The organism is Curtobacterium sp. PhB130 (assembly GCF_003755165.1).
Lineage (GTDB): Bacteria > Actinomycetota > Actinomycetes > Actinomycetales > Microbacteriaceae > Curtobacterium.
In genome coordinates, this window is sequence record NZ_RKII01000007.1 from 309,361 (window position 1) to 323,391 (window position 14,031).

Annotated in this window: 11 protein-coding genes and 1 tRNA gene; 4 read left to right on the plus strand and 8 right to left on the minus strand. The window is 70.9% G+C overall.

Translation table 11 applies throughout. From position 1 onward, the window contains the following. Window positions 1-117 precede the first annotated feature (117 nt). The 4 genes from EDF24_RS07290 to EDF24_RS07305 form a co-directional block, all read right to left on the minus strand. On the minus strand, window positions 118-2,451 hold the full coding sequence (locus tag EDF24_RS07290) for a bifunctional UDP-sugar hydrolase/5'-nucleotidase (protein ID WP_123701912.1): 2,334 nt from the start codon (window positions 2,449-2,451) through the stop codon (window positions 118-120). 87 nt (window positions 2,452-2,538) lie between these two features. Beyond that, complete coding sequence (locus EDF24_RS07295) at window positions 2,539-4,353, minus strand: thiamine pyrophosphate-requiring protein (protein WP_123701914.1); 1,815 nt, start codon at window positions 4,351-4,353, stop codon at window positions 2,539-2,541. A 35-nt stretch (window positions 4,354-4,388) separates the two neighbouring features. Continuing rightward, entirely contained in the window at window positions 4,389-5,312 is a 924-nt protein-coding gene (locus EDF24_RS07300; protein ID WP_123655736.1) for a sugar phosphate isomerase/epimerase, read from the minus strand. After that, window positions 5,309-6,466, minus strand: a complete 1,158-nt coding sequence (locus EDF24_RS07305) for a Gfo/Idh/MocA family protein (protein WP_123701917.1) — start codon at window positions 6,464-6,466, stop codon at window positions 5,309-5,311. Before EDF24_RS07305 ends, EDF24_RS07300 begins: the two co-directional genes overlap by 4 nt. 73 nt (window positions 6,467-6,539) lie before the next feature. On the opposite strand from EDF24_RS07305, the gene EDF24_RS07310 reads away from it, so the two are divergent. The 4 genes from EDF24_RS07310 (at window position 6,540) to EDF24_RS19120 (ending at window position 9,190) form a co-directional block, all read left to right on the plus strand. Then, the gene (locus tag EDF24_RS07310) at window positions 6,540-7,961 is read left to right on the plus strand and encodes a glucose-6-phosphate dehydrogenase (protein WP_123701919.1); all 1,422 of its coding nucleotides are present in this window, start codon (window positions 6,540-6,542) and stop codon (window positions 7,959-7,961) included. A gap of 10 nt (window positions 7,962-7,971) precedes the next feature. Beyond that, window positions 7,972-8,757, plus strand: a complete 786-nt coding sequence (locus EDF24_RS07315) for a dienelactone hydrolase family protein (protein ID WP_123701921.1) — start codon at window positions 7,972-7,974, stop codon at window positions 8,755-8,757. Window positions 8,758-8,851: 94 nt separating this feature from the next. After that, window positions 8,852-8,924, plus strand: a tRNA-Arg gene (locus EDF24_RS07320). 116 nt (window positions 8,925-9,040) lie between these two features. Beyond that, entirely contained in the window at window positions 9,041-9,190 is a 150-nt protein-coding gene (locus tag EDF24_RS19120; protein ID WP_165931401.1) for a hypothetical protein, read from the plus strand. Between the two features lie 55 nt (window positions 9,191-9,245). Here EDF24_RS19120 and EDF24_RS07325 read toward each other — a convergent pair whose 3' ends face one another. The 4 genes from EDF24_RS07325 to EDF24_RS07340 all read right to left on the minus strand — a co-directional run bounded on the left by EDF24_RS07325 (window position 9,246) and on the right by EDF24_RS07340 (window position 13,968). Next, the gene (locus EDF24_RS07325; RefSeq protein WP_123701923.1) at window positions 9,246-10,340 is read right to left on the minus strand and encodes an alkene reductase; all 1,095 of its coding nucleotides are present in this window, start codon (window positions 10,338-10,340) and stop codon (window positions 9,246-9,248) included. A gap of 61 nt (window positions 10,341-10,401) precedes the next feature. Further along, complete coding sequence (locus tag EDF24_RS07330) at window positions 10,402-10,614, minus strand: hypothetical protein (protein WP_123701925.1); 213 nt, start codon at window positions 10,612-10,614, stop codon at window positions 10,402-10,404. Between the two features lie 69 nt (window positions 10,615-10,683). Then, entirely contained in the window at window positions 10,684-11,127 is a 444-nt protein-coding gene (locus EDF24_RS07335) for a MarR family winged helix-turn-helix transcriptional regulator (RefSeq protein WP_123655730.1), read from the minus strand. 177 nt (window positions 11,128-11,304) lie between these two features. Beyond that, window positions 11,305-13,968, minus strand: a complete 2,664-nt coding sequence (locus EDF24_RS07340; RefSeq protein WP_123701927.1) for an MMPL family transporter — start codon at window positions 13,966-13,968, stop codon at window positions 11,305-11,307. Window positions 13,969-14,031: the final 63 nt, after the last annotated feature.

The window sequence follows — 14,031 nt, forward strand, 5'->3', positions numbered from 1 at the left end:
CGTGACCGGATACGCCGAGGGCGGACGACGTGGGTCGCCCGCCCGTCGTCGCACCACAGGGCATCGGCCTGGAGGCTCGGTGCGGGCCCGTCAGGACCCGCACCGAGCCCGCCGGTGTCAGTCCAGTGCCGTCTCCGCACGTCGGGCGCGCTTCCGGCGGGCGACCACCATGGCGGTGATGCCGGCGAGGAGCAGGAGCCCGGCGGCGACCGCGGGGGCCGTCAGTTCGGCACCCGTGTACGCGAGCGCGCCGTTCGCCGTGCCGTCCGCTGCGGGATCGGCTGCCAGGTCGGTGCTGGCGCCCGCGCCGTTGTCCGCACCGGGGCCCGCGCCGTCGTCGTCACCGTCGATCGGCTCCGATCCCGGCTCGCCCGGCTGGCCCGGCTCGTCGGGGTCGGTGCCCGGGTCGACGGCCGCCGCGAGGGGGATCGTGACGGGCAGGACGATCCGGGTCGCGCCGACGGTGATGACGAGGGGCTCGTCGGTGGTGGCCGCCGCGGTGACGGCTGCGGCACGGGTCGCGCTGCCCGGAGCCGCCGGGGTCGCTGCGGCCGACGGGGCCGTTCCGGCGGCCGGGACCGTGAACGCGAGCGTCGCGGTGCCCTGCTCGTCGGTGGTGTCGACGATCGTCGGGTCGACGGCGCTGGTCGCGAGGACCTGGTCACCGGCGCTCACCCGCACCGACGTCGGCTGGTCGCCGGCGTTGCTGAACACCAGCGAGGACAGGTCCATCGAGACGTCGTCGCCGGGCTGGAAGCCGCCTGCCGGCGTCGCGGTCATCGTGACCCCGACGGAACGCTGGTCCGCGGCGACCGTGACCTCCGGGTTCGCCTCGAAGTACTCGACCTGCGCCTCGAGGTCCACCTTGCCGCTGTCCTGCTTCGCGGCCGCGCCGGCGAACGCGGTGAAGTTGTCCCCGCCGCTGGCGAGGAACGAGTTCACCGTGACCTTGTAGGTGGTGCTCGCATCGATCGGGGCGCCGTCGAGCGTCATCGCGGTGATCCGGGAACCGCTGGCGGCCGCCGGGTCGTAGGTGTACGCGAAGCCCTCGGAGACGCCGAGCTTCAGGAACGGGCGGCTCGCCGTCGACGGCTGCCACTGCTGCTCGAGCGCCTGCTTGACCTGCGCTCCCGTGAGGTCGAGGACGACCAGCGTGTTCGCGAACGGCTGGACGACCGCGGCTTCCTTGTAGGTCACCGCACCGCCCGCGAGGTCCGCGCGGAGTCCGCCCGGGTTCATGAACGCGATCTGGACCCCCTGACGCTCCTCGGTGGCGCTCCGCTGGACCTCGGCGACGAAGTTGCCGAGGGTGGACTCGCCACCGCGGTTCTCGCTGCCGTCCGACTGCAGGGCGCGGCGCATGTCGACGTCGGTCGTGCCGAGCTCGACCGCGCCGAGCACGTCCGCTTCCGCGACCGCGGCGCTGACCGTCGCGGCGACGCCGGCGTCCGGGGTGAACGTGCCGTCGACCAGGCGGATGTTCTCCGCCGCGGTGGCCGCGACCGAACCGTCGGCCGCGACCGTCAGCTGCAGGTGCCCCAGGTTGAAGCCGTACGACCCGGTCTGGACCACCGGGCGGGCGACGGTGCCGCCGTCCGGGACGACGCTGTGGACGTACGTCTGGTGGGTGTGGCCGGACAGGATCGCGGAGACCTTCGGCGAGACCGCGTGGACGGCGTGCGCGAAGGCGCTGTCGCCGTCGAGGTCGGACACGGCGGCGGTCTCGGCACCGTCGTGGACGAGCAGCACGAGGACGTCGGCCTCGCCGTTGTCCGCGACGCCGTCGGTGAGGTCGTCGGCCACGGCGTTCACCGAGTCGGTGATGTCGGCCATCTCGAGCGATTCGATGCCGGACGGGCTGACGAGCCCCTCGAGGTCGACCGTCGCGCCGATGAACCCGACGCGCTTGCCGCTGATCTCCTGGATCGAGTACGGGTCGAACGCGGGCTCGCCCGTCGCCGTGTCGAGGATGTTCGCGGAGACGTAGTCCCACGTGGCGTTGCGTGCGTCGTCGGGGCCGATCACGCGGTCCTCGAGGTCCGTCCGGCCCTTGTCGAGCTCGTGGTTGCCGATCGCGCTGACCGAGAGGTCCATCGCGTTCAGCACGTCGATCGTCGGCTGGTCCTGCTGGATGAAGGACTCGAACGTCGATGCGCCGATGTTGTCGCCGGCGCTGACGAACGCCGAGGTCGAGGTGTCCTCGCCGCGCAGCTGCTCGAGCGCGCCGGCGAGCACCGCTGCACCGGCGGCGTCGCCGTCCCGCGGTGCCGGTGTGCTCAGCGACTGGGCGATGCGCCCGTGGAAGTCGTTGACGTCGTAGATGTCGATCGTGGTGTCACCCTCGGCGGCCAGGGCCGCGGACGGGACGGAGAGGGCGACGAGGACGCCGGCGGTGGCCAGAGCGGCACCGCTGACGACGCCGCGCCTGCGGGGGGTCGGTTTCGTGTTCATCGCCGACGAACCTATGAGGACGTACAGCGGGCGCGCCAGGGATGCCGCGATCTCGTCACACGAAGTTCACACACGCAACAGCTGTCGTCAGTCGCGGCCCAGGGCGCCCTTCACCCGCTCGACGGCCTCGGCCGCCATCGCCTTGGCGGAGTCCTTCACGACGCCGAGCTCCACCGGGTCGCCCTTGAGCAGGCTCTTCGCGGTGTTGATCGCGTACTCCTTCGTGATGTGCGGCGGGAGCGGCGGGACGTTCCGGCTGACGTACGCGTCGATCAGGGTGACGCCCTGGTGCGCGAACGCCCGCTCGACGGCGGCGTCCACCTCGGCGTCGTCGTGCACCGCGATGCCCTGGAACCCGAGCAGCGTCGCGTACCCGGCGTAGTCGACGGACTCGACGTCCTGCGAGCCCGGCCACATCGGGTTGCCGTCCTCGGTGCGCATCTCCCAGGACACCTGGCCGAGGTCGTCGTTGTGCATGACGACGATGACGAGCTGCTGGTTCGGCCACGCCGCCATGTACTTCTTCACGGTGATGAGCTCGTTCATCCCGAGCATCTGGAACGCGCCGTCACCGATCGTGCACACGGCCGGGCGGTCCGGGAACGCGAACTTCGCGGTGACGGCGTACGGCATCGCCGCGAGCATCGTCGCCAGGCGGCCGGACATGTCGCCGCGCATGCCCTTGCGGAGCCGGATGTGGTGGCCGTACCAGTCGGCGGTGGTGCCCGCGTCCGCCGTCACGGTCACACCGTCGGGGAGCCGGTCGTTCACCGCCTGGATGACCCGGCGCGGGTTCACGCCGTCGTCGTACGCCACCTCGGCCTGGGCGCGCATCTCGGACTCCCACTCGCGCATCTCGCTCGCGACGGTCTCCTGGAAGGACTTGTCCGCCTTGTCGACGAGCAGCGGCAGCACGGCGTCGAGGGTGGCTCCGACGTCGCCCCAGAGGTTGAGCTCCGTCGGGTAGCGCAGGCCCAGCTGCTCCGGCTTGATGTCGACCTGGATGCCGCGCGCCTGCCCGGTCTCCGGCATGTACTCGCCGTAGGGGTAGTTCGTGCCGAGGAGCACGATGGTGTCGCAGTCGCGGATCTGGTGGAGCGAGGGCAGCGACCCGAGGAGGCCGAGCTGCTGCGAGTGGTACGGCACGTCCGCGGGGACGACGTCCTTGCCGCGGAGCGCCGTGATGATGCCGGCCCCGGCCTTCTCGGCGGCGGCGAGGACCTGCTCGGTCGCACCGCGCGCACCGGCACCGACGAGGAACGTCACCTTCGCGCCGGCGTTGATGATCTCCGCCATCTTCTGGATCTCGTCGGCCGGCGGGGTGATCCGGGTCGAGGCCGGGACGTCGCTCGACCGCGACGCCCAGTGCTCGAGCGGCGGTGCCTCGTACGCCATCGCCTGGACGTCGTGGGGGAGGATGACGACGGCCGGCTGCTTCCGGAGCGCCGCCGTGCGGAACGCGGTGTCGACGACGACACCGACGGCCTCCGGGGTCGTGACCGTCTGGACGTAGCAGGCGACGTCGGCGAAGACGCGCTCGAGGTTCGACTCCTGCTGGGTGAACGAGCCGATCGACGCGAGCCCCTGCTGGCCGACGATCGCCACGACCGGCTGGTTGTCCATCTGCGCGTCGTACAGCCCGTTCAGCAGGTGGAACGCGCCGGGACTCGACGTCGCGATGCAGACCCCGACCTCGCCGGTGAACTTCGCGTGCGCCGTCGCCATCAACGCGGCGATCTCCTCGTGCGTCGGGCGGACGTACTCCAGGCCCTCGCCCTTGCCCGCCGCCTTGCCGAGGGCACCGTCGAAGGCGCCGATGCCGTCCCCGGGGTACCCGAAGACACGGGAGACCCCCCACGCCTTGATGCGGTCGATGACGAAGTCACTCACGGTCGTGCTCATGTCCCCAGCGTGCTCGGAACGGCCTGAGCGCGCTGTCACTCCATCGCGATGAGGGGGCGCAGCGTCCGGTGTGCGATCCGGAGGCCCTCGAGGACCTTCTCGTCGGTCCCGCCCCAGAGCGGGTCTTCGTGCTCGACGGACAGGGTGCCGTCGAACCCGGCCTCGTAGAGCCGGTCGACGACGTGCGGCCAGTCGACGACCCCGCGTCCGGGCACCCGGAACCGCCACCAGCCCATGTCCCACGGGTCGTCGCCCTTGTCGACCTTGCCGAAGAAGCCGTACTCGTCACGCTTGCGCGGGAAGAGCTCGAGGTCCTTCGCCTGCGCGTGCACGATGTGCTCCGCGAACGGCAGGATCGTCTCGACCGGGTCGATGCCGATCCACGTCAGGTGCGAGGGGTCCCAGTTCAGGCCGAAGCCGAGGCCGGTGACCCAGCCCCAGAGCTCGGGGGAGTACGCGATGTTGCCGGGGTAGCCGTCCGGGTGCCACCCCTCCATCACGCAGTTCTCGATGATGAGCTTGACGCCGTGTTCGCCGGCGTAGTCGACCAGTTCCGGCAGGACCCGATCGCCGAGGCGCATGTTCTCGCGGACGGACTTCGCGTTGTCGCGGCCGATGAACGTGCCGACGTAGGGCACTCCGAGCAGCTGCGCGGCATCGATCGCGTGGAACAGGTGCTCCTTGATCTCCGCACGGCGCCCGAGGTCCTGGTGCAGGTTGTTCTCGTAGTACGCGAACGCCGAGATCTCCAGGCCCGTGCGGTCGAGCAGCGCCCGGGTGGCTTCCGCGTCGGCCTCGGTGAAGCTGGCGACCGGCAGGTGCGCTGCCTCGAAGTCGCGGCCGCCGGTGCCGGGCCAGACACCGACCTCGAGCCGCTCGTAGCCCTGCTCGACGGCGAAGTCCGCGATCCGGTCGAGCGACCACCCGGGCAGGCAGGCGGTGAGCATCCCGAGCTTCATGCGATCTCCTTCCAGGCGTCGTCACCCGCACTGGCGACGACGGCGTCGATGATCTGCGCCGACCTGGCCCCGTCGGCGAAGGTCGGGAGGCCGTCGGGCGCGACCCCGGTCCGGACAGCGGTGTACGTGTCGGCGACGAAGGCCGCGAAGGCGTCGAGGTAGCCCTGCGGATGACCGGACGGCACCGTGGCCAGGCGGCGCTGGTCCGGTGAACCCTGTGCAGGGTCCCTGACCAGGATCTGCGCCCCGCGCTCGTTGCCGAACCACGCCGACTCCGGGCGTTCCTGGTCGAACGCGGCGGAACCCCGGGTGCCGTCCACCTCGAACCAGAGCCGGTTCTTCCGCCCGGCTGCGACCTGGGAGATCACCACGTTGCCGATCCGCCCGGAGGCCGTGCGGAACGTCGCGACGGCGGTGTCCTCGGTGGTGACCTCCGCCCGGGTGCCGGCATCGGCGAGCGGGTCGGGGTCCGGCGACCCGGAGAAGGACGGGCCCGACGCCGCCGGCCGGGTCGGGTAGACGATGTCGGTGACGGCGCTCACGGTCGCGAAGCGCTCGCCGGTGACGAACTCGACCAGGTCGCACCAGTGCGAACCGATGTCCGCGAACGCCCGGGACAGCCCGCCGGCTCCGGCGTCCACCCGCCACGAGGACGAGTCCTCGTCGAGCATCCAGTCCTGCAGGTAGTGCCCGTGCACGGCGAGCACCCGGCCGAGGTCGCCGTCCGCGATCTTCGCGCGGACCTCACGCACCATCGGGTGGAACCGGTAGACGAAGGGGACCGTCGCCACGACGCCGGCTTCGGCAGCGGCGCGTTCGAGTTCGAGGGCCTGGGCGCTCGACACCGCGAGCGGCTTCTCGCACACCACGTTGATGCCCGCGCGGATCACGGCGAGGGCCTGCGGGTGGTGCTGGTCGTTCGGGGTGCAGACGTGGACGACGTCCGGGGCGTCCGCGATCACCTCGTCGAGGTCGGCGTAGCCGCGCGGCACGTCGAGCTGCCCGGCGACCTGGGCGGAACGGGCCGCGTTGCGCCCGAGGATCCCGAGGACCTCCGCTCCTGCGGCCTTCGCGGCGCGCACGTGCACCGCCGCGATCATCCCCGTCCCGACCACGACCACGCGCAGTCGTCGTCCGGTGTCCTCAGTCGTCATGGTGCTCCCTCGCGCCGTTCCGGTTCCCACAGTATTGGAACGACGTGGAGTCGTGACCACTACGTTCTGGGACATGGCGACCCTCCAGACCACACTCCTCATCCTCGGTGCCAGCGGGGACCTCTCGAAGCGGCTCCTCCTGCCCGGGCTCGCGACCCTGCTGGAGGTGAAGGAGGACTGGGACGTCCAGCTCATCGGCGCCGGTGTCGAGGACATCGACGACGCCGCCTGGAAGCAGCTCGTGCACGACGCGTTCGAGGACGCACAGGCGTCGAAGAACGAAGAGGACGAGGGTGCCTCCGGGTCGGCTCCGCTGTCGGAGCGGCTGCAGGGTGTCGTGGACGCGTCGCGGTACCACAAGGCGGACGTCACCAGTGCCGACGACCTGACGACCCTGCTCGCGGACTGCGACCACGACCCGGCCGTGTACTTCGCCCTGCCGCCGGCCGTGACGGAGAAGAGCTGTGAGGTGCTCGCGGACCTCGACCTGCCCGCGGGGACCCGGCTCGCGCTCGAGAAGCCCTTCGGCACCGACGCCGCCAGCGCCGAGCACCTCAACGACGTGCTGCACTCGTTCCTCCCCGAGGAGCGCATCCACCGCGTCGACCACTTCCTCGGCCGGTCCACCGTCCTGAACCTCCTCGGCCTGCGCTTCGCCAACCGGATCGTCGAGCCGCTGCTCTCATCCGTCCACGTCGAGCGCGTCGACATCGTCTACGACGAGACCCTCGGTCTCGAAGGGCGTGCGCGCTACTACGACAAGGCCGGCGCACTCGTCGACATGATCCAGAGCCACCTGCTGCAGGTGCTCGCCGTCGTCGCGATGGAGGCACCGGCGTCGATCGACGCCGACGACCTCCGTACCCAGAAGGAACTCGTCCTCCGAGCGGTCCGCCCGTGGGGCGGCGACCCGTTGACCGCCGGCAAGCGCGCCCGGTACACCGCGGGCACGGTGGGGGACCGGACCCTGCCGTCCTACGTGGACGAGGACGGCGTCGACCCGTCGATCGGTACCGAGACCCTCGCCCAGATCACCCTGGAGATCGCGAACTGGCGCTGGGCCGGCGTGCCGTTCACACTCCGGTCCGGGAAGGCGCTCGGGGCGCAGCGCCGCGAGATCATCATCACGTTCAAGGACTCGCCGCACGTGCCCGACGGGCTGACCGGCGTGCAGCGACCCGACCGCCTCCGCATCTGGATCGCCCCCGACCAGATGCAGCTCGAACTCAACGTGAACGGCCCGGGCGACCCGTACACGATCGACCACACGAAGCTCGAGGTCAGCTTCAACCCCGGTCGACTGAGCGCCTACGGCGAGGTGCTCGCCGGGGTGCTCGAGGGCGACGCGACCCTGTCCGTCCGCGGGGACAGCGCCGTGCAGGGGTGGAAGGTCGTCGAGCCGTTCCGCACCGCGTGGCGTGCCGGCAAGGTCGACCTCGACGACTACGCGGCCGGGTCGTCCGGCCCCGATGGCTGGGACAACATCGACGCGTAGCGTCGAGCGCATGACCACGATCGACGACGTCCTGCAGACCGTTCCCGAACCCGCCGGTGCCGACATCCGTGTCGAACCCGTCCGCTACGACCACGGGGGGACCGCGCTCCTCGGTGTCCTCGCGAAGGACGTCGCCGTCTCGGGTCCGCGGCCGGCGGTCCTCGTCGTGCACGACTGGCACGGGGTGAACGAGCACGTCGAGGCCCGGGTCACGATGCTCGCGCGCCTCGGCTACGTCGCGTTCGGCGCCGACGTCTACGGCGAGGGGGTCCGTCCCGGCGACGACACCGCCGGACAGGTGGCCGGGTCGTTCTACCAGGACCTCCCGCTGATGCGCGCCCGCGTGCAGGCCGGCCTCGACCGCCTGCGCGAGGACCCCGACGTCGACCACTCCCGCGTCGTCGTGATGGGCTACTGCTTCGGCGGGTCCGCGGCGCTCGAGCTCGCCCGCACCGGAGCCGACCTCGCCGGGGCCGTCTCCTTCCACGGCAACCTGCTCACCCACGACCCGTCCGACGCGGGGGAGATCCGCGCGGCACTGCTCGTCCTGACCGGCGCCGCCGACCCGGTCGTCCCCGACGCGAAGGTCGCCGCGTGGCAGGAGGAGATGCGCGGGGCACCCGAGGTCGACTGGCAGGTCGTGACCTACGCCGGGGCGATGCACGCCTTCGCGGTGCCGGGGACCGACGCGCCGGACCACGGCGCGCAGTACCAGGAGCGCGCCGATCGTCGCTCGTGGCAGGCGCTCGAGGTGTTCCTCGCCGAGGTCTTCGACGAGGAGCTCGCGGCGCTCTGACCCGGCGACACGCCGAGCGTCCGGGGAGGACCCCCTCGATTGGCGCGCGCGCCGCACCTGTTGTAGAGTCTTCCACGGCCGCTACGGCAGCCACGCGCTCGTAGCTCAATGGATAGAGCATCTGACTACGGATCAGAAGGTTGGGGGTTCGAGTCCCTTCGAGCGCACAGGTCACCGAACAGAGAACGGCCCCGATGCATCGCATCGGGGCCGTTCTCGTTGGTCGTCGGCAAGCGCTACGATCACCTCACCCGAACCCCCGGTCGTGATCGGAGCACCAGCGATGAACCCATCGATCCCGTCCGTCGCCGAAGGCGACGACATGCCGACCCTCGACGCCGACCTGGACACCCGTCCGGACGTGCCGGAGCCCGGCCACCCGACGGTGTTCCTCGACGACGGCCCGGTGCTCGAGGAACCGGCCGCAGGATGACGGGAGGCCCGTGGCGACACCGCCACGGGCCTCCCGTCCGGCCTGGAGCCGGGATCTACGCGACGGTCGCGCCGCGCACGTCGGCCAGCGTCGGGTAGTCGGTGTAGCCCTCGGCGCCCTGGCCGTAGAAGAGCTCCGGACGCGGCTCGTTGAGCTCGGCGTCCTGCTCCCAGCGGTGGGCGAGGTCCGGGTTCGCGATCGCGGCACGGCCGACACCGACGCCGTCGGCGTGGCCGCCGTCGACGAGGGCGAGCGCCTCGTCGCGGGTGGTCAGCGCGCTGAAGCCGGAGTTCGCGATGAACGGGGCCCCGACGGTGCGGCGGACGTGCTGCACGAGCTCGCCGGTCGGCTCGGCGTGCAGGACGTCGAGGAACGCCAGGCCGAGCGGCGCCAGGCCCTCGGCGACCGCGGTGTACGTCGCGTGGACGTCCGCTGCGTCGTCCTCGATGACGCCCTGGATGCCGTGCTCGGGGGAGAGCCGGATGCCGGTGCGGTCGGCGCCGATGGCCTCCGCGACGGCGGTGGTGACCTCGATCGCGAAGCGGGCGCGGTTCTCCGGGGAGCCGCCGTACTGGTCGGTGCGGGTGTTCGAGGCGGCGGACATGAACTCGTGCACGAGGTAGCCGTTCGCGCCGTGCACCTCGACGCCGTCGAGCCCGGCGGCGATCGCGTTGCGGGCAGCCTGGACGAAGCCCTGGACGGCGTCCTGGACCTCGGCGGTGGTCAGCTCGTGGGGGACCGGCATGTCGACCTTGCCGGTCGCGGTGTGCGTCTGACCGGGAGCGGCGACGGCGCTCGGGGCGACGATGCGCGGGGTCCCGGAGATCTCGGGGTGCGAGACGCGGCCGCCGTGCATGAGCTGCATCACGATGGTGCCGCCCTCGGCGTGCACGGCGTCGGCGACGCGGCGCCAGCCGGCGATCTGCTCGTCGGTCGCGATGCCGGGCTGGCCGGGGTAGGAGCGGCCCTCCTGCACGGGCCAGGTGCCCTCGGTGACGATCATGCCGAGACCGGCACGCTGGCGGTAGTGCTCGACCAGCAGGTCGTTGGGGATGCCGTGCTCGCCGGCGCGCACGCGGGTGAGCGGGGCCATGACGATGCGGTTCGCGAGGGGGAGAGCGCCGAAGGTGGCGGGTTCGAAGAGCTTCACGCCGAGGGGAACGACGTGTTGCTCGGTGCAATTCCGAGTCGGGGTGGTTTGCTGCGGATTCTCAGTCGCGAGGGCAGACCAGCGTGGAGGAGCGGATCTGGCCCTCCGGTCGGATCACCTGGTGCCGGGAGAGCGCCTTGCCGCACATCGGGCACGGTCGGTCGACGCTGCGGTCGTCCACGCCCTCGGGGTGTCCGGCGCCGATCTGCGACGGGCCCATCTTGCGGATGAGGGTGGTGTTCCACCGCTCGTACCAGCTGCCGAATCGTCCCACGGTCGTCCTTTCGTTCGTGCACTCACTATTGTTGCACGAACGAGTGTCGCGCGTCAGGTCGTCCGGCGATCAGATCCCGTCGACGAGCGTCAGGAGCTCGGTCAGTTCGTCCTTGAGTGCCTCGAGTCGGGCGAGCGGCCAGCCGAGGCGCTCGGCAACGGCGAGGGGGACCTCGCGCGCACGGTCGCGGAGCGCTCGGCCCGCGGTCGTCAGGGACACCTCGAGCTGGCGTTCGTCGGCGGTGCTGCGGGTTCGGCGCAGGTAGCCGGAGGCTTCGAGGCGCTTGAGCAGCGGGCTCAGCGTCGCGGACTCGAGGCGGAGCTCCCCGGCGATCTCGCGCACCGAGCGCGGGTCGTGCTCCCACAGGGCGAGCATCACGAGGTACTGCGGGTGCGTCAGGCCCATCGGCTCGAGCAGGTCGCGGTAGAGCCCGATCACACTGCGGCTGGTGGCGGCGAGTGCGAAGCAGAGCTGCCGGTCGAGGGCGAGCGGGTCGATCTCGGTCTGGGCCATGCGTCCCAGCGTACCGTTCGCGCACGAACGATCGTGCGGTGGGTGCATGGTCTGGATCGCAACGACGGGAGGCCCGGTGCCGGCCTCGTGGACCGGCACCGGGCCTCCCGGCTGGTGCGCTGGTGACGCGCGGTGCGCTGGCGGTGCGCTGTGCGCTGACTGTGCGCGGTGCGCTGGCTAGGCGCGGTGCGCCGGCGGGTGCCCCGACTCGTGCGCGTTGGCGTCCGGCTCCACGGGGAGCGCGTGCGTCCCCGTGTGCGCGCCCTGCGTCTCCGTGTGCGTGCCCTCGGACTCGTGCCCGGCGACCGGGTGCGAGCGCTCCAGCTTCGCGCCCTCCACGTCGACGTCCGGCACGATGCGGTCGAGCCACTTCGGGAACCACCACGCGCTCTTGCCGAGCAGGTGCATCGCCGCCGGGATCAGCAGCATGCGGACCACGAACGCGTCGACGAGCACGCCGAACGCCAGGCCGAAGCCGATCGGCTTGATGGTGGAGGAGTCCGAGAAGATGAAGCCCGCGAACACCGAGATCATGATGATCGCCGCTGCCGTGACCACCGCGCGTCCGGCGTGCAGACCACGCTGGACGGCCACCTTCGCGCTGGCCCCGTGGGCGTACGCCTCGCGCATGCCGGACACCAGGAAGAGCTGGTAGTCCATCGCGAGCCCGAACAGGATGCCGATCTCGATGATGGGCAGGAAGCTCAGGATCGGTGCGGGGTCGTGCACCCCGAACACACTGCCGAGCCAGCCCCACTGGTAGATCGCGGTCAGACCACCGAAGGCCGCGAGGACCGACAGGATGAAGCCCGCCGTCGCCGTGATCGGCACGAGGAACGACCGGAACACGATGATGAGGATGATCAGCGACAGGCCGACGACCACCGCGAGGTAGAGCGGCAGCACGTTCGAGAGCTTCTCGGACACGTCGATGTTCGCGGACGCGTTGCCGGCGACCCCGAGGGTGGCCTTGCCGCCGTCCACGGTCACGTTCTGCGTCCGGAGGTCCTTGACGAGCTCCTCGGTGGAGACGCTGTCCGGGCCGCCGTTCGGCTTCACCTGGAAGGCGATGATCGAGCGGTCCTTCGACGCGCCGATGGGGAGCACGGCGTCGACGTCGGAGTTCTTCGCGATCGCCTGGCCGATGGTGACCTCGGTCGCCGTGACGTCGTCCTCGCTGATCGCCTTCGGCAGCGTGGCGACGACGAGGAGCGGGCCGTTCTGCCCGGCGCCGAACTCCTTGTCGAGCGTCTTGTACGCCTTGTACTGGCTGGAGTCGACGGACTCGGACGCACCGGTCGGCAGGCCGAGGCGCATCTGCGTCGCGGGGAGGGCGATCGTGCCGAGCACCAGGACGCCGGCGACGAGCGTGATGATCGCGCGCCAGGTCGACATCGGCTTGTTCGGCACCCGGGTGGAGCCCGTGTTGCCGATCCGCTCCCGCTCCTTGCGGCGGAGGATCCGCATGCCGATGAGCGACAGCAGTGCCGGGGTGAAGGACGTGGCGATGAGGATGGCGAAGAACACCGCGACGGCGCCGACGGTCCCCATCAGGCCGAGGAACGGGATCCCAGTGATGTTCAGCGCGAGCAGGGCGACGATGACGGTCGCACCAGCGAAGACCACGGCGTTGCCCGAGGTGCCGTTCGCGAGCCCGATCGACTCGTGTACCTGCATGCCCTGCTTCAGCTGGGTCCGGTGCCGGTTCAGGATGAACAGCGAGTAGTCGATGCCGACCGCCAGGCCCAGCATCACCCCCAGCACCGGCGTGACCGAGATGAACTCGACGAGGCTGGAGAACGAGAGTGCCGCGAGGGACGCGACGCCGACGCCGAGCAGTGCGCTGACGAGCGGCACCGCGGCGCCGATCACCGTGCGGAGCATGAAGAACAGCACGAGGGCGGCGATGATGACGCCGGCGATCTCACCGGGGCCGAGGATCGACGGGACGCCCTGCGCGATGTCGTTCGACACGAAGACGTCGACGCCGTCGATCTTCGCGGAGTCGGCCTTGTCGGAGATCGCGGTCTTGGTGCTCTGCGGCACCTCGTAGGTGGACTTCGTGAACTGCACGGTGCCGATGGCCGAGCTGTCGTTCGAGGAGACGAAGCGGATGTCCTTCGACAGGTCGAGGAGCTTCGTGCCCTGCTGGAGCTCCTGCTCGCTGTCGTCGAGCTTCTGGGTGTTCTGGTCGATCGTCTTCTGCGCGTCGGCGATCTGCTGCTCGCCGGCGGTGATCTGGGCCTGCTGCGCCGTGATCTGCGCCTGCGCCTGGGTGAGCTGGGCCTGCGCGGCCTCGGCTGCGGCTCCGGTGGCCGCGGCGGCCTGGGTCTTCTGCGCGTCGAGCTGCTGCTGCGCGGCCGCGATCTTGGCCTTGCCGTCCTCGAGCTGGGCCTTCTGCGCGTCGAGCTGCTTCTGGCCGTCCGCGATCTTGGTCCGGCCGTCGGCGATCTGCTGCTTGCCGTCGACGAGCTTCTGGCGCTGGTCGTCGAGCTGCTTCTGCGTGTCGAATCCGGACGTGGCGCCCTTGACGCCCTTCAGGTCCTCGAGGTCCGTGAGGAAGTCGGCGACCTCGGTCTTCTGGGTGTCCGAGAAGGCCTTGCCGTCCTTCGTCGCGAACACCAGCGTGCCGGTCCCGCCGTTCGCGCTCGGGAACTTGTCCGCGAGCTCGTCCTGCACCTGGCTGGTCTTGGTGCCGGGGATGGTGATCGAGGACGAGATCGTGCCGGAGAACAGGGCGAAGGTGCCGCCCGCGATCCCCATGATCACGATCCACGAGATGATCACGAGCCAGTGTCGCCGTGCGGAGAATCGTCCGAGGCGGTAGAGCAGACCGGCCATGCGGTGCCCCGTTCCTTTCGTCGTGGTTGGTGCTGGATGAGCGGGGCACGCCGGTGGACCCCT

Coding starts and splice junctions, on each gene's coding strand:
- EDF24_RS07290 (WP_123701912.1), bottom strand. CDS start 2,451: ATGAACACGAAACCGACCCCCCGCAGGCGCGGCGTCGTCAGCGGTGCC.
- EDF24_RS07295 (WP_123701914.1), bottom strand. CDS start 4,353: ATGAGCACGACCGTGAGTGACTTCGTCATCGACCGCATCAAGGCGTGG.
- EDF24_RS07300 (WP_123655736.1), bottom strand. CDS start 5,312: ATGAAGCTCGGGATGCTCACCGCCTGCCTGCCCGGGTGGTCGCTCGAC.
- EDF24_RS07305 (WP_123701917.1), bottom strand. CDS start 6,466: ATGACGACTGAGGACACCGGACGACGACTGCGCGTGGTCGTGGTCGGG.
- EDF24_RS07310 (WP_123701919.1), top strand. CDS start 6,540: ATGGCGACCCTCCAGACCACACTCCTCATCCTCGGTGCCAGCGGGGAC.
- EDF24_RS07315 (WP_123701921.1), top strand. CDS start 7,972: ATGACCACGATCGACGACGTCCTGCAGACCGTTCCCGAACCCGCCGGT.
- EDF24_RS19120 (WP_165931401.1), top strand. CDS start 9,041: ATGAACCCATCGATCCCGTCCGTCGCCGAAGGCGACGACATGCCGACC.
- EDF24_RS07335 (WP_123655730.1), bottom strand. CDS start 11,127: ATGGCCCAGACCGAGATCGACCCGCTCGCCCTCGACCGGCAGCTCTGC.
- EDF24_RS07340 (WP_123701927.1), bottom strand. CDS start 13,968: ATGGCCGGTCTGCTCTACCGCCTCGGACGATTCTCCGCACGGCGACAC.